The organism is Streptomyces sp. NPDC030991 (genome assembly GCF_055571235.1).
Genome location: NZ_JBVIFR010000012.1, coordinates 263,540 through 285,290, shown reverse-complemented (window position 1 = coordinate 285,290; position 21,751 = coordinate 263,540). Strand labels below are relative to the sequence as shown.

General features: G+C 72.3%; 15 protein-coding genes. 10 read left to right on the top strand and 5 right to left on the bottom strand.

What is annotated here, in order from left to right:
- Positions 1–12: 12 nt before the first annotated feature.
- The 3 genes from ccrA to ACZ45E_RS23645 all read right to left on the bottom strand — a co-directional run bounded on the left by ccrA (position 13) and on the right by ACZ45E_RS23645 (position 4,529).
- Entirely contained in the window at positions 13–1,350 is a 1,338-nt protein-coding gene (gene ccrA, locus ACZ45E_RS23655) for a crotonyl-CoA carboxylase/reductase (protein WP_468223585.1), read from the bottom strand.
- Positions 1,351–1,822: 472 nt separating this feature from the next.
- Positions 1,823–2,635 (bottom strand): TetR family transcriptional regulator, encoded by an 813-nt coding sequence (locus ACZ45E_RS23650; protein WP_468223584.1) that lies wholly within the window; start codon positions 2,633–2,635, stop codon positions 1,823–1,825.
- A 103-nt stretch (positions 2,636–2,738) separates the two neighbouring features.
- Positions 2,739–4,529: a 3-hydroxyacyl-CoA dehydrogenase family protein gene (locus ACZ45E_RS23645; RefSeq protein ID WP_468223582.1), complete on the bottom strand. Its 1,791-nt coding sequence runs from the start codon at positions 4,527–4,529 to the stop codon at positions 2,739–2,741.
- 354 nt (positions 4,530–4,883) lie between these two features.
- Between ACZ45E_RS23645 and ACZ45E_RS23640 the strand changes: the two genes are divergently transcribed.
- A complete protein-coding gene (locus tag ACZ45E_RS23640) occupies positions 4,884–5,456 on the top strand; it encodes an adenylosuccinate lyase (protein WP_468223580.1) in 573 nt (190 codons plus the stop codon).
- A gap of 36 nt (positions 5,457–5,492) precedes the next feature.
- On the opposite strand, the gene ACZ45E_RS23635 is transcribed toward ACZ45E_RS23640, so the two are convergent.
- Both ACZ45E_RS23635 and ACZ45E_RS23630 read right to left on the bottom strand, forming a co-directional pair.
- Positions 5,493–7,094: an alpha/beta hydrolase gene (locus ACZ45E_RS23635; RefSeq protein ID WP_468223577.1), complete on the bottom strand. Its 1,602-nt coding sequence runs from the start codon at positions 7,092–7,094 to the stop codon at positions 5,493–5,495.
- A 169-nt stretch (positions 7,095–7,263) separates the two neighbouring features.
- On the bottom strand, positions 7,264–8,310 hold the full coding sequence (locus ACZ45E_RS23630; RefSeq protein ID WP_468223576.1) for an Rv2578c family radical SAM protein: 1,047 nt from the start codon (positions 8,308–8,310) through the stop codon (positions 7,264–7,266).
- Positions 8,311–8,455: 145 nt separating this feature from the next.
- Here ACZ45E_RS23630 and ACZ45E_RS23625 point away from each other — a divergent pair, with 145 nt between their 5' ends.
- The 9 genes from ACZ45E_RS23625 (at position 8,456) to ACZ45E_RS23585 (ending at position 21,745) form a co-directional block, all read left to right on the top strand.
- A complete protein-coding gene (locus ACZ45E_RS23625) occupies positions 8,456–8,899 on the top strand; it encodes an SRPBCC family protein (protein WP_468223573.1) in 444 nt (147 codons plus the stop codon).
- A gap of 209 nt (positions 8,900–9,108) precedes the next feature.
- The gene (locus ACZ45E_RS23620) at positions 9,109–11,538 is read left to right on the top strand and encodes an MFS transporter (RefSeq protein ID WP_468223570.1); all 2,430 of its coding nucleotides are present in this window, start codon (positions 9,109–9,111) and stop codon (positions 11,536–11,538) included.
- A 144-nt stretch (positions 11,539–11,682) separates the two neighbouring features.
- A complete protein-coding gene (locus ACZ45E_RS23615) occupies positions 11,683–14,124 on the top strand; it encodes an ATP-binding SpoIIE family protein phosphatase (protein ID WP_468223568.1) in 2,442 nt (813 codons plus the stop codon).
- 129 nt (positions 14,125–14,253) lie between these two features.
- On the top strand, positions 14,254–15,009 hold the full coding sequence (locus ACZ45E_RS23610) for a class I SAM-dependent methyltransferase (RefSeq protein WP_468223567.1): 756 nt from the start codon (positions 14,254–14,256) through the stop codon (positions 15,007–15,009).
- Positions 15,010–15,123: 114 nt separating this feature from the next.
- Positions 15,124–16,437 (top strand): enterochelin esterase, encoded by a 1,314-nt coding sequence (fes, locus tag ACZ45E_RS23605; protein ID WP_468223564.1) that lies wholly within the window; start codon positions 15,124–15,126, stop codon positions 16,435–16,437.
- Between the two features lie 119 nt (positions 16,438–16,556).
- Complete coding sequence (locus ACZ45E_RS23600; protein WP_468223562.1) at positions 16,557–17,390, top strand: M55 family metallopeptidase; 834 nt, start codon at positions 16,557–16,559, stop codon at positions 17,388–17,390.
- Positions 17,383–18,720, top strand: coding sequence for a M20/M25/M40 family metallo-hydrolase (locus tag ACZ45E_RS23595; RefSeq protein WP_468223559.1), 1,338 nt, complete (start codon positions 17,383–17,385; stop codon positions 18,718–18,720). Before ACZ45E_RS23600 ends, ACZ45E_RS23595 begins: the two co-directional genes overlap by 8 nt.
- 71 nt (positions 18,721–18,791) lie before the next feature.
- Positions 18,792–20,816: an LpqB family beta-propeller domain-containing protein gene (locus ACZ45E_RS23590; protein ID WP_468223557.1), complete on the top strand. Its 2,025-nt coding sequence runs from the start codon at positions 18,792–18,794 to the stop codon at positions 20,814–20,816.
- Positions 20,813–21,745: a S66 peptidase family protein gene (locus tag ACZ45E_RS23585; RefSeq protein ID WP_468223554.1), complete on the top strand. Its 933-nt coding sequence runs from the start codon at positions 20,813–20,815 to the stop codon at positions 21,743–21,745. The genes ACZ45E_RS23590 and ACZ45E_RS23585 overlap by 4 nt, the downstream gene beginning before the upstream one ends.
- Positions 21,746–21,751 lie beyond the last annotated feature (6 nt).

Below are 21,751 nucleotides of genomic sequence, written 5' to 3'. Positions count from 1 at the left end.
TCCCCTGGGGGTTCAGACGTTCCGGAAGCGGTTGATGGCGTCGATGTGCTGGGCGCGCTTGTCGTGGTCGCGCACGCCGAGGCCCTCCTTCGGCGCGAGGGCGAGGACGCCGACCTTGCCCTGGTGGAGGTTGCGGTGCACGTCGTACGCGGCCTGGCCGGTGTCTTCGAGGGCGTACGTCTTCGAGAGCGTCGGGTGGATCTTGCCCTTGGCGATCAGGCGGTTCGCCTCCCACGCCTCGCGGTAGTTGGCGAAGTGCGAGCCGATGATCCGCTTCAGCGACATCCACAGGTAGCGGTTGTCGTACTCGTGCATGTAGCCGGAGGTGGAGGCGCAGGTGGTGATGGTGCCGCCCTTGCGCGTGACGTAGACGGAGGCGCCGAACGTCTCGCGGCCCGGGTGCTCGAAGACGATGTCGATGTCCTCGCCGCCGGTGAACTCGCGGATGCGCTTGCCGAAGCGCTTCCACTCCTTGGGGTCCTGGGTGTGCTCGTCCTTCCAGAACTTGTAGCCCTCGGCGTTGCGGTCGATGATCGCCTCGGCGCCCATCTTCCGGCAGATCTCCGCCTTCTGCTCGCTGCTCACGACGCAGATCGGGTTGGCGCCGCCGGCCAGCGCGAACTGGGTGGCGTAGCTGCCGAGGCCGCCGCTCGCGCCCCAGATCAGCACGTTGTCGCCCTGCTTCATGCCGGCGCCGTTGCGCGAGACCAGCTGGCGGTACGCGGTGGAGTTGACGAGGCCGGGAGCCGCCGCCTCCTCCCAGCTGAGGTGGTCGGGCTTGGGCATCAGCTGGTTGGACTTGACGAGGGCGATCTCCGCCAGGCCGCCGAAGTTGGTCTCGAAGCCCCAGATGCGCTGCTCGGGGTCGAGCATTGTGTCGTTGTGGCCGTCCGACGACTCCAGTTCGACGCTCAGGCAGTGCGCGACGACCTCGTCACCGGGGTTCCAGGCGTTGACGCCGGGACCGGTGCGCAGCACGACGCCCGCCAGGTCGGAGCCGATGATGTGGTACGGCAGGTCGTGGCGCTTGGTCAGCTCGCTGAGGCGGCCGTACCGCTCCAGGAAGCTGAAGGTGGAGACCGGTTCGAAGATCGAGGTCCACACGGAGTTGTAGTTGACCGAGGAGGCCATCACGGCCACCAGGGCCTCGCCCGGGCCGAGTTCGGGCACCGGCACGTCGTCCAGGTGGATCGACTTGCGCGGGTCCTTCTCGCGGGACTCCAGCCCGGCGAACATCTCCGTCTCGTCCTTGTGCACGGTGATCGCGCGGTACGAGTCGGGCAGCGGCAGGGCGGCGAAGTCGGCAGACGTGGCGGTCTGCGACTGAATCGCGTCCAGGATTTCCTTCACGATGGTGCCTCCGGCGAAGAGCGTCGAGGGGAACGCTGAGTCGGGGTTGGGTGGCTGCGGGTGGGTGGAGCGTGCCGTCGGTTCGGCGGGGTGGTGCGGTGGCAGCGCTTGGTGTGGCGCGGAAGGTTGCCTGTGACGCAGGCGTCCGGGCGCGCGGGCCACGGTCGGTCGCGGCTTGCGGGGACAGCCGGCGTACGGAAGTTCTCTGTACGCCGGCCGCCCGGACTCCTTCAACGTATGGCACACGGTGACAGGCCGCAAGGCACTGCGTGCCATCAATTTCGCTCAGGTGAAATATTTACGCGACAGGTGAGCGATGATCGATCATTGGAGGTCAGAGGCGTGTGGGACCGCACTGCAAGGGATCGATGATCGATCAAGGCGGGTCCGGGGGACTGTCCGGCGCATAAAGAAAGCCCCTCACCTGGCACGCAGTGCCAGGTGAGGGGCCGGAGTTCCGGGACGGCAGGATCTAGTGGTTGCGGAGGGCTTCCTCGATGGTGCGCATGACCTCGGGGAGCGGCGCGTCCGTGCGGGCCACCGCCACCAGTACCTCGCCTGAGTGCGAGACCTGGGCCGGCGGCTGGGCGGTGGCCGTGCGGCCGGCTCCGATGCCGCTGCCGAAGGTGCGGCGCACGATCGCGAAGGCGCGGTCGAGCTGGGCCTCCACGTCGCCCTGGCCGCCGGCCCGGAGCCAGCGGCGCAGCACGTGGTTGTGGGCGGTGACGACGGCGGAGGCGGCGACCTCGGCGAGCAGCGGGTCGTCGTTGCCGTCGTGGTGCGCCTGCTCGTCGAAGTGGCCGAGCAGATAGCGGGTGAAGAGGCGCTCGTAGCGGGCGACCGAGGAGATCTCGCGCTCGCGCAGCGTGGGCACCTCGCGGGTCAGCCGGTAGCGCTCCACGGCCACGGCGGGGGACGCGGCGTACATCTTCATGACTTCCTTGATGCCGCGGCACACGGTGTCGAGCGGGTGTTCGAGCGGTGGTGCCGCGTTCAGGACGGCCTCGGCGCGGACCAGGGTGTCGTCGTGGTCCGGGAAGATCGCCTCTTCCTTCGAACGGAAGTGGCGGAAGAAGGTGCGGCGCGCGACGCCGGCCTGTGCGGCGATCTCGTCGACCGTCGTCGCCTCGTACCCCTTCGTGGCGAAGAGTTCCATCGCCGCGGCGGCCAGCTCACGGCGCATCTTGAGCCGCTGGGCGGCCGCCCGGTTGCCGGCGGCGCTCTCCGGAGCGTCGGGCGTAGCGGGGGTGCGGGAGGGCTGGGCGGCCTTATGAGCGGGCGTCATGCCCCGAACGTACTGCATGTACGTTCCCGGACGCTCCCCGGTGAGCGGGCTGCCCGGTGCTCCGAGCAGCCCGCCCCAGCCGGCCCCGCTCTCCCCGTCCGGCTCAGCGCCGGGCATATTCGCGGAAGCCACGACCTGTCTTGCGGCCGAGGCAGCCCGCGGCCACCAGGTGTTCGAGCAGCGGAGCGGGGGCGAGGCCCGGGTCGCGGAACTCGCGGTGCAGCACCTTCTCGATGGCGAGGGAGACGTCGAGGCCGACCACGTCCAGCAGTTCGAACGGGCCCATCGGGTAGCCGCCGCCGAGCTTCATCGCGGCGTCGATGTCGTCGAGCGTGGCGTAGTGCTCCTGCACCATCTTGATCGCGTTGTTCAGGTACGGGAACAGCAAAGCGTTCACGATGAACCCGGCCCGGTCGCCGCAGTCCACCGGGTGCTTGCGGATGTCGAGGGTCAGAGCGCGGACGGTGGTGTGCACGTCGTCCGTGGTCAGCACGGTCCGCACCACCTCGACGAGCTTCATCGCCGGGGCCGGGTTGAAGAAGTGCATGCCGATCACGTCCTGCGGGCGCGAGGTGGCCCGGGCGAGCGCGACGACCGGCAGCGACGAGGTCGTGGTGGCCAGGATCGCGCCGGGCTTGCAGACCTTGTCGAACGTCGCGAACAGCTGCCGCTTGATCTCCAGGTCCTCGGCGACCGCCTCCAGCGCGAGATCGACGTCGGCGAACGCGTCGTAGGAGCCGGCGGGCGTGATCCGCCCGAGCGTCTGCGCGGCGGCCTCCGCCGTCATCCGGCCCTTGTCGACAGAGCGCGAAAGTGACTTGTTGATACGGGACTTGGCCTTCTCGGCCTTCTCCTCGCTGCGGGCGGCGAGGACGACGTCGTAACCGGCCTTCGCGAAGACCTCGGCGATACCGGAGGCCATCGTGCCGGAGCCCGCGACCCCGACGGAGCGGACCGGGCGGGTGGCGCCCGGCGCGTCCCCGGCCGACGGCGTCAGGGCGTCGCGCACCACGACGGAGCTGCCCGGCTCCTCGTACGTGTAGAAGCCGCGGCCCGCCTTGCGGCCGGTCAGGCCCGCCTCGCTGAGCTGCTTGAGGACCGGCGCGGGCGCGTGCAGCCGGTCCCGCGACTCCGCGTACATGGCGTCGAGCACGGTGCGCGCGGTGTCCACGCCGATCAGGTCGAGCAGGGCGAGAGGCCCCATGGGCAGCCCGCAGCCCAGCTTCATCGCGGCGTCGATGTCCTCGCGCGAGGCGTACTTGGCCTCGTACATGGCGGCGGCCTGGTTGAGGTAGCCGAACAGCAGGCCGTCGGCGACGAATCCGGGTCGGTCGCCCACCGCGACCGGCTCCTTGCCCAGTTCGAGCGCGAGATCGGTGACGGCGGCGATCGCGACGGGCGCGGTGAGCACGCTGGAGACCACCTCGACGAGCTTCATCGCGGGGGCCGGGTTGAAGAAGTGCAGTCCGAGGACGCGCTCGGGCCGGGCGGAGTCGGCCGCGAGCCGCGTCACGGACAGGGCGTTGGTGCCGGTGGCGAGGATGGCCTCGGGCCGCACGATCCCGTCCAGCGCCCGGAAGACCTGCTGCTTGATCTCGTACGACTCGGGGACGACCTCGATCACGAGGTCGGCGTCGGCCGCGGCCTGCAGATCCGTGAAGGTACGGAAGCGGGCGAGCAGCTCGGTGCGCTCCTGGCCGGTGAGGTGCTCGCGGCGCACCGCACGCGCCGTCGAGGACTCCAGTGCCACGACGGCCTGCGCGGTGGCGGTCTCGCTGATGTCGATGCCGATGACCTCGCGCCCGGCGCGGGCGAGGACCTCGGCGATGCCGGTGCCCATGGTGCCGAGGCCGACGACGGCCACGGTCGAGATGCGGGACAGGGGAGCGTCCATCCGGGAACTCCAGAAGTGAGGGTGACGACCGAGGGCGTACGCGCGAGCGCCGCCGGAGAGGCGTGCGGCGTGTGGCGTACGGAGAGGTGAACGTGGCGGGCCGGCAGAGGCCGCGCACGGAAAGCCGACAGGCCCTGTCCCGGAGCCATGCCGTCCTGCTCGAACTTCGGTAGCGCGTACCGAACCGACTGCACCCCCGACGGCTGCGTCACCAGGCCGGCGGAAGTGGTGCTGCGGGAAGTGTGCCCCGCTCAGATGAGATTAACCGGCGAGTAACGAGCGCGCCAGCCCCCGGCGTTGCCCAGTCTCTGTGATCTACGTCGCCGCAGGCCCGGCGCGTCTACCCTCGACTTCATGGACGAAGAGTCGCGAACGGTGACAGAACGCATCCGGAAGGAATCCGGCGGCACGCCCGCCTTCGACCAGCTCGCCGCCACGCGCGACATGGATGAGCTGGCCGCGGTGCTCACCGCACCGCAACAGCCGTTGTGGGCTCGGGAGTTGGCGGCCTACCGGCTCGGTGTCGCCGGTGACAGCCGCGCCTTCGAAGCCCTCGTCCTGCTCCTGAACCACCGCGATCCGGAACGCTGCGCGGCGGCGGCCCGGGCGCTGGCGGCGCTGGGCGACCCGCGCACGGCCCGCGCCGCGGCGGCCCTCGCCACCAACGAGCTGCGCGTCGCCTACGCCCTGCACCCCATCCGCCTGCTCACCCAGCTCAGGGCCCCCGAATCGGCCCCGGCCCTGATCACCACGCTCCGCCGCCGCCTTGCGCCGCACGACCCGTACCGCAAGGTGGCCCTCGCCTGTGTGGAGGGCCTCGGCAGCCTCGCGGACCCCCGCGCCCGCGACGTCCTCACGGAGGCGAGCACCCACCCGCGCCTGGCCATGGCGGCCGCGGCGGCACTGGCCCGCCTCCCCCAGAGATGAGGCGGAACAGCCTGGCCCGCCCCGTGAGCGGCCCGGTCAGCCCCGCGTGCCGAGCAGGCCGTGGAGCGCGGCGCCCCGCGACGCGGGCGGCGGGGACGATGCCGCCGCCTTCGTCCTCAGGGGCTTCGGGTCCGGCTGCTTCTTGCACACCGCGTCGGCCTCGGCGTCGCCGTCCCCGCGCGGCACCTCGCCGGACGTGAGGTAGGTCGCCAGGTGACGATCGAGGCAGGCGCTCCCGCTGAGCGTGATGCCGTGATTGCCGCCGCCCTCCTCGACCACCAGGCTCGATCCGCGCAGCAGGCGATGCATCGTGACACCGCCCTGGTACGGGGTCGCCCCGTCGTCCGTCGCCTGGAACAGCAGGACCGGAGGGAGCGAGGTGTTCGACACGCTCCTCGGGTGCAGCGTCCTCGTCGGCCAGAACGCGCAGGGCGCGTTGTACCAGGCGTTGTTCCACGTGGAGAACGGGGCCTCCTCGTGCACGCGCGCGTTGTCGTCGCGCCACTGGTTCCAGTCCCGCGGCCACCAGGCGTCCCGGCACTGCACGGCCGAGTAGACGCTGTAGCCGTTGTCCCCGGAGGCGTCGATCTCCGCGAAGTTCTCGTACGCCTCGACCAGTGGGTCCGCGTCCTTGGTCTTCACGTACGCCGAGAACGCGTCGGCCAGATAGGGCCAGTACCCGTTGTAGTAGCCGCCCGGCAGGAACGTGTCCTCCAGCTCGGCCGGGCCCACCTTCTTGCCCGCGGGCTTCTTCGCCAGCGCGTCGCGCATCGCGTACCACTTGGCCTCGACGCGGGCCGGGTCCTTGCCCAGTCCGTACGCCGCGTCGTGCTTGGCGACCCACGCCGAGAACGCCCGCTGCCGCTCGGTGAAGGCGCGGTCCTGCCGGAGATTGTCCTGGTACCAGACGCCCTCCGGGTCCACGATCGAGTCGAGGACGAGGCGCCGGACCCGCTCGGGGAAGTACTTCGCGTAGACCGCGCCCAGATAGGTGCCGTAGGAGTAGCCGAAGTAGTTGATCCGCCGCGCACCGAGCGCGGCCCGGATCGCGTCCATGTCCCTGACGGTGCTGACCGTGTCGATGAACGGCAGGACATCCGCGTACTTCTTGCCGCAGGCCCGCGCGAACGAGGCGGCGCGCTCGGTGTTGGCCCGCTCGATCGCCTCCTTCTTCGGCACACTCGGCGGGCGCACGGGTTTGAAGTAGCCGGGCTTGCAGTCCAGGGCGGGTCTGCTTCTGCCGACGCCGCGCGGGTCGAAGCCGATGACGTCGTACTGCGCGGCGACCTTCTTCGGCAGGCTCGACGCCACGAACCCCGCGAGCGTGAGCCCGCTGCCACCGGGCCCGCCCGGGTTCACCAGGAGCGGACCCTGGGACTTCTTCGCCGTGTGCGGGACCCGCGACAGAGCGAGGGTGATCTGCCGCCCCTGCGCGCGGTCGTGGTCCAGCGGCACCCGCAACGACGCGCACTGGAGCGTCGGGTACTCCTTCGTGCCGCACTTCTTCCAGCTGACGGCGGCGGCGCGCGGGACCGGCCGGGCCGACTCGGCGGCGGCGCCCGCGGCGCCGGTGGTCGTGGCGGCCGTGGAGGCGGCCAGTACGGCGGCTGCGGACAGGACGACTGCGCGTTTCTTCATGGGTCCTCCCAGGACGGAGGGTCAGGACCGCGGGTCCACGCTCCTGGCGGCATGTTCCCGTGCACAGTGGGGGAAAGAATCCGTTCTGTCAGAATTTGACCCGATCGCGCGCTCGATGCCGCCCGCTCGACACCCCATGAGCTGACGCGGCGTCACCCGGGCGCACCGCTCACAACAGGGTGAGCTGCGTCGGCGCGGACGTGTCGGGCGCCGCGCCCTGCTCCGGTACGCGCACGCGCCGCGGCAGCCCCGCGCGCGAGGGCCCGATCCCGTACTCCTCGGCCAGCTCGTGCACCTGCCGCGTCAGCCGCCGCTGGTACCACTTCGGGGCGTACGCGCCCTCCGCGTACAGCCGCTCGTAACGCCGCACCAGATACGGGTGGTGCTCGCCGAGCCAGCCCATGAACCACTCCCGCGCCCCCGGACGCAGATGCAGCACGAGCGGTGTCACGGACGTGGCCCCGGCCCGCGCGATCTCCCGCACCGTCGCCCGCAGCTGCTCCGGACGGTCGCCGAGGAACGGGATCACCGGCGCCATCAGCACGCCGCAGCCGATCCCCGCGTCGGTGAGGGCCCGCACGACATCGAGCCGGCGCTCGGGCGCGGGCGTGCCCGGCTCGACGGTGCGCCACAGCTCCTGGTCCATGAAGCCGACCGACACCGAGATGCCGACGTCCGTCACCTCGGCCGCCTGGCGCAGCAGATCGAGGTCGCGCAGGATCAGCGTGCCCTTGGTCAGGACGGAGAACGGGTTCGCGTGGTCGCGCAGTGCCTCGATGATGCCGGGCATCAACCGGTAGCGGCCCTCGGCCCGTTGGTAGCAGTCGACGTTCGTGCCCATCGCGATGTGGTCGCCCTGCCAGCGGTGCGAGGCGAGGTGGCGGCGCAGCAGCTCCGGCGCGTTCACCTTCACCACGATCTGGCTGTCGAAGCCGAGCCCGGTGTCCAGGTCCAGATAGCGGTGGGTGTTGCGGGCGAAGCAGTAGACGCACGCGTGCGTGCAGCCCCGGTAGGGGTTGACCGTCCATTCGAACGGCATCCGGGACGCCCCCGGCACCCGGTTCACGATCGACCGCGCCCGGATCTCGTGGAACGTCACTCCGCGGAACTCGGGGGTGTCGACAATGCGGGTCGTGACCGCCTCCGCGCCGAACAGCGCGGCGTCCGGCGCCCGGCCGTGTTCGGCCCGGTCGTCCGTGAGGTTCTCCCAGCGCATGACGCCTCCTCGGTAGCACTGACCCCACAATAGAACACATGTTCCCTTGATCGTGCGGCCCGCTCCGTACCCCGGTTTTGGCGGCTCGCACCCGGGGTGGTTGGCTTGGCGGCGCCCACAGGAACCAAGTGCTGGAGGATGAGCCATGGCGCAGGTCGAGGCCACCACGGAACGTGTCGTCGCCGCGAAGCCGGACGACGTGTTCGACGCCCTCGCCGACTACAACGGCACCCGGGCGAAGCTGCTGACCGAGCACTTCAGCGAGTACGAGGTGCGCGAGGGCGGCGACGGCGAGCCCACGGTCGTCCACTGGAAGCTCCAGGCCACCAGCAAGCGCATCCGCGACTGCCTGCTCGACGTCACCGAGCCCACCGACGGTGAGCTCGTGGAGAAGGACCGCAACTCCTCGATGGTGACGACCTGGCGCGTCACCCCCGCCGGCGAGGGCCGCTCGCGCGTCGTCGTGACGACCGTGTGGAACGGGGCGGGCGGCATCGGCGGATTCTTCGAGAAGACCTTCGCCCCCAAGGGCCTCGGCCGCATCTACGACGCCGTACTCGCCAAGCTCGCCGCCGAAGTGGAGAAGTGACGCGGCGCGCACCCTCTCGGACGCGAACCGAACACCGATCTGCCGCTCACCGATTCGAGTGGTTCTCGTTCCGCCTCCGTTGTACGCCGTGGGGCTCCGACCGGCGCATACGCCGGTCGAGCCGGTCCGATGTGCACCTCGTCGCGCTTGCCCCCGTTGTCGCGTAATGCGAGAAATGGGCCGCGTAAGGGCGACGAGGGGAGCAGTAGGTGGGCACGACGACGCTGGCGGCCGAACCCGCGGGGGAGCGGGAGGCGGTTCGGGGGCCGGCTCCGGCGGACGCCGCTCCGGCGGCGCAACAGGCCGCCGTACCAGAGCAGTTGCCCGGCGCGGAGCTCGGCCCGCGCCGCGTCCGGATGGTCTTCGTCGGCCTGATGCTGGCGCTGCTGCTCGCCGCGCTGGAGCAGATGATCGTCGCCACCGCGCTCCCGAAGATCGTCGGTGAGCTGCACGGCCTCGACAAGATGTCCTGGGCGATCACCGCCTACCTGCTGACCTCCACCATCGGCCTGCCGATCTACGGCAAGCTCGGCGATCTCTTCGGCCGCAAGGGCGTCTTCCAGTTCGCGATCGTCGTGTTCGTCATCGGCTCGGCCCTGGCCGGCCGGGCGCAGAGCATGGACCAGCTCATCGCGTTCCGCGCGGTCCAGGGCGTCGGCGCCGGCGGCCTCATGATCGGCGTGCAGGCGATCATCGGCGACATCGTTCCGCCCCGGGAGCGGGGCCGCTACATGGGGCTGATCGGCGCCGCGTTCGGCCTCGCCTCGGTCGCGGGGCCGCTGCTCGGCGGCTACTTCACCGACCACCTCTCGTGGCGCTGGTGCTTCTACTTCAACGTCCCCTTCGGCCTGCTCACGCTCGCCGTCACGGCCGTCGTCCTCAAGCTCCCCAAGCCCACCAAGAAGCCCCGACTCGACGTGCCGGGCGCCCTGTTGCTCGCCTCGGCCTCCACCTGCCTGGTGCTGCTGACCAGTTGGGGCGGCACGCAGTACGCGTGGGGCGACCGGGTCATCATCGGTCTCGGCGCCGGAGCGGTTCTCTCGGCGGCGCTCTTCGTCGTCGCCGAGAAGTACGCGGCCGAACCCCTCATCCCGCTGCGGCTGTTCCGCGACTCCGTCTTCAACCTCAGCGGGTTCGTCGGCATGGTCGTCGGCGTCGCCCTCTTCGGCGCGGCCAGCTACCTGCCGACGTTCCTGCAGATGGTCGACGGGGCCACCGCCACCGAGTCCGGACTGCTCATGCTCCCCATGATGGGCGGCGTCGTCGGCGCCTCGATCCTCTCCGGCCAGCTCATCAGCCACACCGGCCGCTACAAGCTCTACCCGATCCTCGGCGGCGCCCTCTCCGCCCTCGGCATGTATCTGCTGTCGCGCCTGGAGGTGGAGACCCCGCGCCTCGAATACAGCGTCTACATGGCCGTCCTCGGCGCGGGCATCGGCCTGATCATGCCGGTCCTCGTCCTCGCCGTGCAGAACTCGGTGCGCCCCGGCGACCTCGGCACCGCCACCAGCGCCAACAACTACTTCCGGCAGATCGGCGGCAGCGTCGGCGCCGCCATCTTCGGCACGCTCTTCGCGAACCGGCTCGCCGACGCCCTCGCCGACCGGCTCCCCGCCTCCGGCGCCGGACTGCCCGCGGGGCTCGACGCCGAGTCCATCACCCCGCAGCTCGTGCACGCGATGCCCGAGGCGCTGCGCACCCCGTACATCCAGGCGTACGCGGACGCGATGCCCCGCATCTTCCTCTACTTGGTCCCGGTCCTCGTCCTGGGCCTGCTCCTCGCCTTCTTCATCAAGGAGACACCCCTGTTGTCCAGCACAGCCCCCGCCGAGCACCCCGTCACCCCCGCCGTGCCCGCACAGGAGCGCGTCCCGTACGCCGCCGGGGTCCCGGTCTGCGGAACGGTGCAGCACTCCGACGGCACCGCCGTGCCGCGCGCCGCGCTCACCCTCATCGACGTCGGCGGCACCCAGATCGGGCGCGGCGCCAGCGGCGACGACGGCCGGTACGCGCTGTCGACGCCGGGCGCGGGCAGTTACGTACTGATCGCGGCGGCCGGTGGGCACCAGCCGCAGGCCGTGACGGTCACGGTGGGGGAGCGGCCCGTGGAGCTCGACGTGGTGCTCGGCGGCGCGGGCCGCCTCGCGGGCTCCGTCCGCACCGCCGACGGCACCCCGGTGCGGGACGCCATCGTCACGCTGACCAACGTGCACGGCGAGGTCGTCTCGGCCACCCGCAGCGGACGCGAAGGCGCCTACGTCATCACGGAGTTGGTGGCCGGGGAGTACACCCTGGCCGCGAGCGCGCCCGCGTTCCGCCCGGCGGCCCTGCCCGTCACGGTGATGGCCGCCCGCGAGACCCGCCAGGACGTGGAGCTGGCGGGCGGGGCGGTGCTGCGCGGCACCGTGCGGGCCAGTGGCGGGCGCGCCGTGGAGGAGGCCCGGGTCACGCTGCTCGACGCCGCGGGCAATGTGGTGGACACGCTGACGACCGGGCCGGACGGGACGTTCCGCTTCGTCGACCTCTCGTCGGGCGAGTACACGGTGATCGCGGCCGGCTACCCGCCGGTGGCCACGGTTCTCCAGGTCGCGGGCGGCGGCCGTACGGAGCGGGATCTGCAACTGGGCCACGAGGACTGACCCGGGCGGCCGGGTGGCCGGGCGGCCGACTGTCAAGGGGGACACCTCGATTCGCCGGTAACCGCCCCGGGGCCAGGGCCCCCGCGTACCGTGGCAGAAGGCGGTGCGCACCCCCCGGCGTGCCCGGAGGGAAGGAGCGCGACGATGCCAGGCACCCGTCGAGCCCCGCAGGGTCGCGTTCCGCTGGCCGTCGTCGTCGTCGATCAGGCGGGCCGGGTCTCGCACTGGAGCACCGGCGCCCGTCGTCTCTTCGGCCCCGACCGGGAGCAGGCGGTGGGCCGGCCCGCCACCGACCTGCTGCCCGTCTCCGGCGCCCTCTCCGAGGACCGCGCGGAGCCCGACCCGGCGGCCCACGGCGCGTACGGCACCTACGACGCGATCGGGCACGCGCTGGAGGAGTCGCTGGGCGGCCGCACCTCCTACCCGGCCGCGGGCCGTGCCCGGCTCGACACCAGCGCGGGGCCGCGCGACCGCATCGACGTCCTGTGGTGGGCGTACCCCCTGGTGGGGCCGGGGCCCGAGCGGCTGCTCGTGCTCGCCGCGGACGCCCGGCGGCTGAGCGAGGACGCGGGCCCCGACGGCGCGGCGGGGGAGCGGATAGCCCCCGGTTTCGCGCTGCACACCGACTTCTCCGCCGCCGAGGACCTCGCCCGCGGACTGCCCGAGATCCTGCCGAGCATGAGCGTGCGGGAGAGCGCTCGCATCGTCTCGCAGGTGCTCGAACTCGGCTATCCCGTACTGGAGTTCAGTCAGCACGACCGGGTCCCCGTGACCGCCGACTGGGGCATCGCCCGGCGCACCGAGCGCAAGGAGCGGCGCGCCGCGGCGGCCCGCGCGGCGGCGGCCGGGGTGCCGTCCCCGCGTACGCCGCTCGACGACGCCGAGGACGCCGAGGACCTCGAGTACGTGGCGGTGCGCGAGCGCCTGGAGTTCCTCAACGAGGTGAGCGGGCGCATCGGTTCCTCGCTCGATCTCTCCCGCACGATCCTCGAGGTCAGCCGCGCCGTCGTACCGCGCTTCACCGACGTGGCCGGCACCTATCTGCGGGAACAGGTCGTCGCGGGCGAGGGGTTCCCCGACGGTCCGCCCGACGCCACCACGATGTGGCACCGGGTCGCCGTCGAGCACACCGACGAGCCGGGCCGCTGGGACGATGTCGTGCCGGTCGGCGAATCCATGCCGTTCCCGGTGCACACACCGTTCTTCCAGTGCATGACCACCGGCGATCCGGTGCTCGTCCCGTACATCTCGGAGGAGATGGGCAACGGGATCGCGGCGCAGTTCGAGAAGCGTGACATCCGCCCGCTGATCAACCACCGGTCCATGCTCGTCGTCCCGCTGAAGGCCCGGAACGTGGTCCTCGGCTTCATGATCCTCCTCCGCCACCAGGAGCGGCCCCTCTTCAACGACATGGACCGCGTCACCGGCGCCGAACTCGCGGCGCGGGCCGGGCTCGTGCTCGACAACGCGCGCATGTACACCTACCAGGAGTCCGTCGCCGAGACGCTCCAGGACAGCATGCTGCCGCACATCGAACCGCACATGCCGGGCTGTGACGTCGCCACCCGCTATCTGCCGGGCACCCTGCTCGGCCGGGTCGGCGGCGACTGGTTCGACTCCGTCAAACTGCCCGGCGCGCGCACCGCACTCGTCGTAGGCGACGTCATGGGCCACGGGCTCAACTCCGCCGCTATGATGGGTCAGTTGAGGACCGCCGTGCAGACCATGGCCGCCCTCGACCTGCCGCCCGCCCAACTCCTGCGCAACCTCGACGACTTGGCGCAGCGCCTGGGCGAGCACTACCTCGCCACCTGTCTGTACGCGGTGTACGACCCGATCGCCGGCGAGTTGCAGCTCGCCAACGCCGGACACATCCCGCCGGTTACCGTGCGCGCCGCCGACGGCCGCAGCGAGCTGCTCGCCCTGCCGACGGGCGCGCCCATCGGGGTGGGCGGCGTGCCCTTCGAGTCCGTACGCATACCGGTCGCGCCCGGCGACCGCCTCGTGATGTGCACCGACGGGCTCGTCGAGGTGCGCGGCGAGGACATCGGCGTGGGGCTCGCCACGCTCTGCGAGTCGGCCGCCCATCCGGCCGCCTCCATGGACGACGCCTGCGACACCATCATCCGCTCCCTCGGGGTGCGCGGCGGCCGCAAGGACGACGTGGCGCTCCTCATGGTCCGGATGAGCGGCATCGGGAGCGGCGACGTGGCCCAGTGGGAGCTCGAACAGGAGCCGTCCGAGGTGGGGCGCGCCCGCGAGCTCGTGCGGCGGCAGCTCGCGCGGTGGGGACTTTCGGCCATCGAGTACGCCGCCGAACTCATGGTCGGCGAGCTCGTCACGAACGCCGTGCGGCACGCCAGGGGCGGCCCGGTGCAACTGCGGCTCGTGCGCTCGGGCGCGCTGCTGTGCGAGGTGGAGGACGCCGATCACACGCTGCCGACGCTGAGCAGTGCCGGGCCGGGCGACGAGTTCGGGCGCGGCCTTCGGGTGGTCGCGTACCTGGCACGCGAGTGGGGCACGACCCGGACGGCGACCGGCAAGACCGTCTGGTTCGAACTCGCCCTGCGCCGCGCGCGGATCTGACGCGTACGGCGCGTATCCGAAGGGCGCACACCCCGTGAAGGTGTGGTCCCTGTCCTTGTGGGGCGCACCCCGGCGCGGTAGACCGGCCTGAAGCGTCGGCGGAGTCCGCCGTCGCGCCTGGGGAGGGCCATGAGCGTGACCGAGCGCTACAAAGCGGCATGGGAGGGCTTCTGGGCGGACGCCCCCGTGGAGCCCGGGAGCGTCTTCTGGGACGCCGAGCCCGCCCTGACGGTGGGGCTTCATCTCGCCCTGCTGGAGCCGGAGTTGGTGGCGGCGGGGCTCCCGATGGTGGATCTCGGGTGCGGCAACGGCACCCAGACCCGCTTCCTGGCCGACCACTGTCCGAAGGTGGTGGGGGCCGATCTGTCCGCCGCCGCCCTCGACCGGGCTCGCGGCGCGGACCGCGCCGGACAGGTCGAGTACCGGCAGCTGGACGCCACGGCGGCCATCCAAGTGGCAGCGCTGCACGCGGAGTTGGGTGACGCCAATGTCTATATGCGCGGCGTGCTGCACCAAAGTGAACCCCGCGACCGGCAGCCGCTCGTGGACGCGGTGGCGGCGCTGGTCGGGGAGCGGGGGCGGGCCTTCGTCGTGGAGTTGTCCGAGCGGGCCCGGCCCGTCCTGCGGGAACTCGCGCGGCATCCGGCCGGGCCGCCGCCGAAACTCGCCCCGGTGTTCGCGCACGGCATCGCTCCCGGCGAGGTCTCCGACGCGGCTGTGCCGGGGTATGTCGCGCGGGCGGGCCTCACGGTGTTCGCCGCCGGGGAGCTGCCCCTGCTCACCACGGAGTTCACCCCCGACGGAACCCTGATCGAGCTGCCGTCACGGTGGCTGGTGGTGGGGCGGCCTTCCGGTGAGCCGGAAGCGATGAGCGATAAGCGGTGAGTGGTGAGTGGTGAGTGGTGAGTGGTGAGAGTTGAGCGGTGAGCGGTGAATGACGGTGATAGGTTAGCTTAGGCTAAGCTAAGTTCGATACGGTGCGTCAGGAAGCGGTGGGCGATGACAACGCCTCTGGTCTCGTCCGATCTCTCCTGGGTGGCGGAGGCCGTCCGGCCGCGCCCGGCCGTCGGCGCCCGCGTGGCGCGGCTGCTCGACGACCTGGCTGGGGTCGAGGGGGAGCGGCGGGAGGAGATCGCCGCCGCGTTCTGGGCCGACGTGCGACGGCTCGGCGCCCCGCTCGTGGAGCCGATCGAGGGGGAGCCCGGCCACCGCACCCTCACCTTCCTGTACCGGGGCCACCGCGCGACCCGGCACGTCCTCCTCTTCAGCAACCGCCTCGTCGACCGCGCGCGGCTCGCCGACGCCCTGCTGCACCACGTCCCCGGCACCGACATCTGGTACCTCGGCCTGCGGCTGCGCGCCGACCACCGCGGCGCCTACCGGATTGCCGCCGACGTCTCCACCGGCGCCCCGCCCACCGAACCGGGCCTGCTCCAGGACTTCCTGCGCACCCTCCAGCGGTACGCGGGCCCCGACCCGCTCAACCCCCGCACCATCCCCACCCGCTGGGGCGGCCCGGACTGCTCCGTCTTCTCGCTGCCCGAGGCCCCCGTCCAGCGCTGGACCCGCCCCGCGCGCGAGGTGCCGCGCGGCCGGGTCGAGCGGCACGGCGTCGACAGCCCCGCCCTCGGCGCCACCCGCGACGTCTGGGTCTACCTGCCGCCCGGGCACGGCCACCGCGACCTGCCCGTCGTCGTGCTCGGCGACGGTGACATGTGGCTGGGCGGGATGGGTCTCCAGGACTCCCTCGACGTACTGATCGCCGACGGCGTGCTGCCGCCGCTGATCGTCCTCGCCCCCGACTCCGTCGACGGGCCCACCCGCTGGCGCGAGATGAGCGCCCGCGACTCCTACGTCACCTTCCTCGCGGACGACGTCCTGCCCTGGGCCGCGGGGCGCTGGCCGCTCACCACCGACCCGCGCCGCACGGTCGTCGCCGGACAGAGCCTCGGCGGTCTCACCGCCCTGTACGCGGGACTCGTCCGGGCCGAGCGGTTCGGCAACGTGCTCGCCCAGTCGCCCTCCCTGTGGTGGCACCCGGGCCTGCCCTCGGACGGCGGGGTGCCCCAGACGCCGGTCGTCGGCGTGCCCTGGCTCGTCCGGCGGTACGCGGAGGCGGCGCCCCGCGACCTCACCGTGCACCTCGACGTCGGGCTGCACGAGGGCCCGATGGTCGGCTACAGCCGCGCGCTGTACGAGGCCCTGCGCCCGGCCGGTCACCGCATCACGCTCGACGAGTTCAACGGCGGCCACGACTACGCCTGTTGGCACGGCGCGCTCCTCGACGCGCTGGTGCGCATGTTGGCCCCGTAGCCGCCCGCACGGCGCTGACGAGCGGGAACGTCGGCGAACGGGTACGACATTGGTCTATACCCCTGAGAGTTATCCACAGGTCTGGTGGGCTGTGCCCGGATCCGCGTACGGTGCTGCACATGAAGATCCTCATCAGCGCCGACATGGAGGGCGCCACGGGTGTGACCTGGCCCGCCGACGTCCTCCCCGGCACGCCGCAGTGGGAGCGCTGCCGGTCGATGTTCACCTCGGACGTGAACGCGGCGGTGCTCGGCTTCTTCGACGGCGGCGCCGACGAGGTGCTCGTCAACGAGGCGCACTGGACCATGCGCAACCTGCTCCTTGAGCAGCTCGACGACCGCGCGGAGATGCTCACCGGACGGCACAAGTCGCTGTCGATGGTGGAGGGTGTCCAGCACGGCGACGTCGACGGCATCGCGTTCGTCGGGTACCACGCGGGCGCCGGCATGGAGGGCGTCCTCGCGCACACCTATCTGGCCAACCAGATCACCGGCGTATGGGTCAACGACGTACGGGCCAGCGAAGGTCTGCTGAACGCGCACGTGGTGGCCGAGTACGGCGTCCCCGTCGTCCTCGTCACCGGCGACGACCACGCCTGCGACGACGCCCTCGGCTACGCGCCGGGGGCCCGCAAGGTCGCCGTCAAGGACCACGTCTCCCGGTACGCCGCCGTCTGCCGCACCCCCGCGCGGACCGCCGCCGACATCCGGGCCGCCGCCAAGGACGCCGCGTCGATCGCCGTCCGGTACGAGCCGGTGCAGGCCGGACCGTACACGGTCGAGGTCGAGTTCGACGCCGAGCACCTCGCGATGGCCTCGACCGTCGTGCCCGGGGTCGAGCGGACCGGCGAGCGTAGGATCGCGTACACGCACGGGACCATGTACGAGGGCATCCGCACCTTCAAGGCGGTCACCACGATCGCCTCGGCCGCGGTGGAGGAACAGTATGGCTGAGCAGCACCTTCCCACCGTCGACGCGCAGGCGCTGGACGAGGTCGTCACCTTCACCTCCGAGCTGATCCGCATCGACACGACCAACCGGGGCGGCGGCGACTGCAAGGAGCGCCCCGCCGCCGAGTACGCGGCGGCCCTGCTCTCCGAGGCCGGCCTGGAGCCGACGATCCTGGAGCGCACCCCCGGCCGCGGCAACGTGGTGGCGCGCATCGCGGGCACCGACCCCGGCGCCGAAGCCCTCCTGGTCCACGGCCACTTGGACGTGGTGCCGGCCGAGGCCGCGGACTGGAGCGTGCACCCGTTCTCCGGCGAGATCCGCGACGGCGTGGTGTGGGGTCGCGGCGCCGTCGACATGAAGAACATGGACGCGATGATCCTCGCGACCGTCCGCCAGTGGGCCCGCGTCGGATTCCGGCCCCGGCGCGACATCGTCATCGCCTTCACCGCCGACGAGGAGGCCAGCGCCGAGGACGGCTCCGGGTTCCTCGCCGACCAGCACGCCGACCTCTTCGAGGGCTGCACCGAGGGCATCAGCGAGTCCGGCGCCTTCACCTTCCACGACGGCAGCGGCAAGCAGATCTACCCGATCGGGGCGGGCGAGCGCGGCACCGGCTGGCTCAAGCTGACCGCGCGCGGCAAGGCGGGCCACGGCTCCAAGGTGAACGCGGCCAACGCGGTCACCCGCCTCGCCGCCGCCGTCACCCGCATCGGCGAGCACGAGTGGCCCATCCGGCTCACCCCCACCGTGCGCGCCGCCCTCTTCGAACTCGCGGCCCTGTACGGCATCGAGACCGATGTGCACGCCGCGGACCTCGACGTCGACGCGCTGCTCACCCGGCTCGGACCGGCGGCCTCCCTCGTCGAGGCGACCGTGCGCAACAGCACCAACCCGACGATGCTCTCCGCCGGTTACAAGGTCAACGTGATCCCGGGCGAGGCCGGCGCGCACATCGACGGCCGCTTCCTGCCGGGCGCCGAGGACGAGTTCCGCGCCGCGCTCGACACGCTCACAGGACCGGACGTCGACTGGGAGTTCGCCCACCGCGAGGTCGCGCTCCAGGCCCCGGTCGACTCGCCCACGTTCGCGAGGATGCGGGCCGCGGTGGAGGAGTTCGCCCCGGAGGGACACACCGTCCCCTACTGCATGTCGGGCGGCACGGACGCCAAGCAGTTCTCCCGCCTCGGCATCACCGGCTACGGCTTCGCCCCGCTCAAGCTCCCCGAGGGTTTCGACTACCAGGCCCTGTTCCACGGGGTCGACGAGCGGGTCCCGGTGGAGGCGCTCCACTTCGGCGTGCGCGTACTCGACCGGTTCTTGCGCTCGGCATAGGCACGGCCCGCACACTCGCGACGCACTAGGCAATCGTGGAGGACGCGTTGAACATGGAGGGTCCGGAGTAAATGGGGGACGGGGAGGACATGGTGCGCACGCTGGGCTACGGCTCCTGGCCGTCGCCGATCGACGCCGCGCTGGCCGCGGCGCACGACGGCAGACCCGAGTACGTCGGGTTCGTCGGTGACGAGCCCTGGTGGACCGAGCCACGGCCCACGGAGGCGGGCCGCCGCGCCCTGGTGCGGCGCAGGCCCGACGGCACGGAGCAGTCGGTGCTGCCCGCGCCGTGGAACGTGCGCAGTCGCGTCATCGAGTACGGCGGCCGGCCCTGGGCCGGCGTGGACCGCCCCGAGGGCCCTCTGCTGGTCTTCGTGCACTTCGCCGACCAGCGGCTGTACGCCTACGAGCCCGAGGGGTCCGGCACCGCGCCGCGCCCGCTCACCCCGCTCTCCGCGGTCGGCGACGGCCTGCGCTGGGCCGACCCCCAGCTCCACCTCGACCGGGGCGAGGTCTGGTGCGTCCTGGAGGAGTTCACCGGCGCCGGACCGGCCGACGTGCGGCGCGTGGTCGCGGCCGTCCCGCTCGACGGCTCCGCGGCGCAGGACAGGGCGGCGGTGCGTGAACTCACCGACGATGCCCACCGGTTCGTCACCGGCGCCCGCCTCTCGCCCGACGGCAGCCGGGCCGCGTGGATCGCCTGGGACCACCCGCGCATGCCCTGGGACGGCACGGAGCTGCTGGTCGCGCCGGTCACCGAGGACGGCACGTTCGGCCCCGCGAGCACCGTGGCCGGCGGGCCCGAGGAGTCGGTCTGCCAGGCCGAGTGGGCGCCCGACGGCGCGCTGCTGTACTCCGGCGACGACAGCGGCTGGTGGAACCTGTACCGGCTCGACGCGCCCGGCGCCGACAGCACGGACTTCGCCCCGGCCCGGCCGCTGTGCCCCCGCGAGGAGGAGTTCGGCGGGGCGCTGTGGAAGATCGGCCTGAGCTGGTTCAAGCCGCTGGAGGCCGGGTTGATCGCCGTCGTGCACGGCGTCGGCGCCACCGCGCTCGGCGTCCTCGACCCGGAGACCGGCGAGGTCGTCGACACGGCGGGGCCCTGGACCGAGTGGTCCGCCTCGCTCGCCGTGCACGGCACCCGCGTCGTCGGCGTCGCCGCCAGCCCGCGCACCGCGACCGAGGTCGTCGAGCTCGACACCTGCACCGGGCGCGCCCGCGTGATCGGCGCCGCACACCGCGACCCCGTCGACCCGGCGTACTACCCCGAGCCGCAGATCCGCACCTTCGAAGGGCCCGAAGGACGCGACATCCACGCCCACATCTACCCGCCGCACAGCCCCACGCACGCCGCCCCCGACGAGGAACTCCCGCCGTACGTCGTATGGGCGCACGGCGGCCCGACCGGCCACTCCCCGCTCGTCCTCGACCTGGAGATCGCCTACTTCACCTCGCGCGGCATCGGCGTCGCCGAGGTCAACTACGGCGGCTCCACCGGCTACGGGCGGGAGTACCGCGACCGGCTGCGCGAGCAGTGGGGCGTCGTCGACGTCGAGGACTGCGCGGCCGTCGCGCTCGCCCTCGCCGCCGAGGGCACCGCCGACCGGGGCCGGCTCGCCATCCGCGGCGGCAGCGCCGGCGGCTGGACCAGCGCGGCCTCCCTGACCAGCACCGACGTCTACGCGTGCGGCACCATCATCTACCCCGTCCTCGACCTCACCACCTGGGGCAGCGGCGAGACGCACGACTTTGAATCGCAGTACCTGGAGTCGCTCGTCGGGCCGCTCGCCGAGGTCCCCGCGCGGTACGTCGAGCGCTCCCCGGCCGAGCACGCCGACCGGCTCACCGTGCCCTTCCTGCTCCTCCAGGGGCTCGACGACGTGATCTGCCCGCCCGTCCAGTGCGAGCGGTTCCTCGCCCGGGTGGAGAGCGAGGGGCGGCGCGTCCCGCACGCGTACATCGCCTTCGAGGGCGAGGGCCACGGCTTCCGCAGGGCGGACACCATGGTCCGCGCCCTGGAGGCCGAACTCTCCCTCTACGCCCAGGTGTTCGGGCTGCACCCGATTGGCCTCCCCGCTCTGGAGCTCACCAAGTGACACCCTCCCCGGAGCCGTTGGTCCGGCCGGAGAGGCTGGCCCCCGGCGCCCGGGTCGCCGTCGTCGCGCCCAGCGGACCGGTCCCCGAGGACCGGCTGCGGGCGGGCCTCGACATCCTGCGCGGCTGGGGTCTCGACCCGGTCGTCTCCCCCCATGTCCTGGACGCGCACCCGGAGTTCGGCTACCTGGCCGGCGCGGACGCCGACCGCGCCGCCGATCTGCTGCGCGCCTGGTGCGACCCGGGCATCGACGCCGTGCTCTGTGCCCGTGGCGGCTACGGCGCGCAGCGCATGGTCGACCTGCTCGACTGGACCGCGATGCGGGCCGCGCGGCCCAAGGCGTTCGTCGGGTACAGCGACATCACCGCGCTGCACGAGGCGTTCGCCGTCCGGCTCGGCGTGAGCACGCTGCACGGGCCGATGGTCGCCGCGGCGGACTTCCTGAAGAACGCCCGCGCGCAGGATCATCTGCGGGCCACGCTCTTCGAACCGGAGTCGGTCCAGGTGATCTCCGCGCACGAAGGGGCCGGTGCGCTGGTGCCCGGCGTCGCGCACGGCGTCACCCTGGGCGGCTGCCTGTCCCTGCTCGCCGCGGACCTCGGCACGCGCCACGCGCGGGGTTCGGCCCGGGGCGGGCTGCTCTGTCTGGAGGACGTCGGCGAGGGGACCGACCACATCGACCGGTACCTGACGCAACTGCTGCGCGGGGGATGGCTCGAGGGGGTCTCGGGGATCCTGCTCGGCTCCTGGGCGGAGTGCGGACCCGTCCGGGATCTTCTGGTCGACCGGCTCGGGGGGCTCGGGGTCCCGATGGTGGAGGAGTTCGGGTTCGGGCACGGGGAGGGGGCGCTGACGGTGCCGTTCGGGGTGGCGGCGCGGCTGGACGCGGCGGCTCTGACATTGGCCCTGGATGAGCCTGCGCTGCGCTGAGCGCCG